Raw genomic sequence first — 1,446 nt, 5'->3', positions numbered from 1 at the left:
TGAAGTGACCCCTAAAAGTTAGACACGGTTATTTCATTAGGCAGCTTGGGTAAAATGAGTTCGGTATTGTGCCGGACTCATTTTTAATTTTGCCTTAATTCTCTTTGTATTGTAGTATTCGATGTATTTTTCTAATTCTATTTTAAACTGTTCTACTGTATCAAACTCCTTTAGGTAAAGGAATTCGGATTTCATAATTCCGAAAAAATTCTCCATAACTGAGTTGTCATAACAGTTTCCTTTGCGAGACATACTTTGAATGATTCCTTTTCTTTCAAGCGTATTACGATATTGTTTCATCTGATAATGCCAGCCTTGATCTGAGTGCATTAATAACTGGTGGTCTTCAGGTAAATGTGCCAAAGCCTTTTCCACCATTTCTGAAACAAGTGAATACGTTGGTCTAGAGTCTAATGTGTATGTAATAACTTCACTTCCAAACAAATCTAATACGGGGGAAAAATAAAGTTTTTCACCAAATAATTTAAACTCCGTAATATCTGTTACCCATTTTTGATAGGGGGCATCTGCCGTAAAGTTACGATCTAAAAGATTTGGGGCAATTTTACCGACATCCCCCTTATAAGATTTGTATTTTTTCATGCGTACGATACATTTTAAGCCTAGTTCTTTCATGAGGCGCTGAACCTTTTTATGATTAACTTTTTGCCCACGATTGGCTAGTTCATCTCGAATACGGCGATAACCATATCGTCCTTCATGTTCTTCATAAATTCCCTTTATTTCTGTTTTTAAGTTGGCATCTGGATCTGTGCGATTCATTCGTTTTACTAAGTCATAGTAAGTACTACGTGGAATCCCTGCGAGCTTTACGAGTGCTTTCACCGAATATTTGTGCCTCAATTCATAGACTACTTGCGCTTTGTCTTTTTTGGTGATTTTTCCTTGTTTTGAACGAAGGCATTCAACTTTTTTAGATACTCATTTTCCATTTCTAGTTGTTTAATACGTGCTTCAAGTGCCTCTACTGAACCTTTAACTGGCTCATTTTTTGGTTGTTTAGTAGATTTATCTTTCATGGATGGACGCCCCTTTTGATTTGGTTCAAGTGCTTCTAAACCGCCAGCCTCCATCTTTTTCTGCCAATCATACACCATTGTATAACTAGAGATTTTAAAGAGAGCTGCGGTATCCATTAACGACGCACCAGATTGAACCATATAGTTTAGTACGTCCAGTTTAAAGCTAACAGTACAGTTTGTATAGGGATTGATTAATCCTTCTTCTCCATGGATTTCAAATAATCTCAACCAATATTGGAATTGTGCTTTAGTAATACCCATTTGTTTTGCATATTCTTTTTGAGAAATTACTTTCGGATCATAGCCTTGAATAATATCTAATTTAATATCACCTGTATACTTAGTCATATAAAAAACTGCACCTCCAATTATTAGATTGTGTCTAACAATTGGGGTGCAGTTC

The 1,446-nt window shown here is 35.7% G+C and carries 1 protein-coding gene; it reads right to left on the bottom strand.

All coding sequences use genetic code 11. The features are described 5' to 3' along the window. Positions 1-36 precede the first annotated feature (36 nt). Positions 37-1,391, bottom strand: a protein-coding gene (locus BFL01S_RS20240; RefSeq protein WP_156474964.1) for an IS3 family transposase whose coding sequence is annotated in 2 segments (ribosomal slippage) — positions 37-938 and positions 938-1,391 — 1,356 coding nt in all. Because the reading frame shifts where the segments join, the coding sequence is not laid out codon by codon here. Between the last annotated feature and the right edge of the window lie 55 nt (positions 1,392-1,446).

The sequence above is a fragment of the Priestia flexa NBRC 15715 genome (assembly GCF_001591565.1).
Lineage (GTDB): Bacteria > Bacillota > Bacilli > Bacillales > Bacillaceae_H > Priestia > Priestia flexa.
The sequence above is the reverse complement of the archived record's forward strand: the minus strand, read 5'-3'. Positions and strand labels throughout refer to the sequence as shown.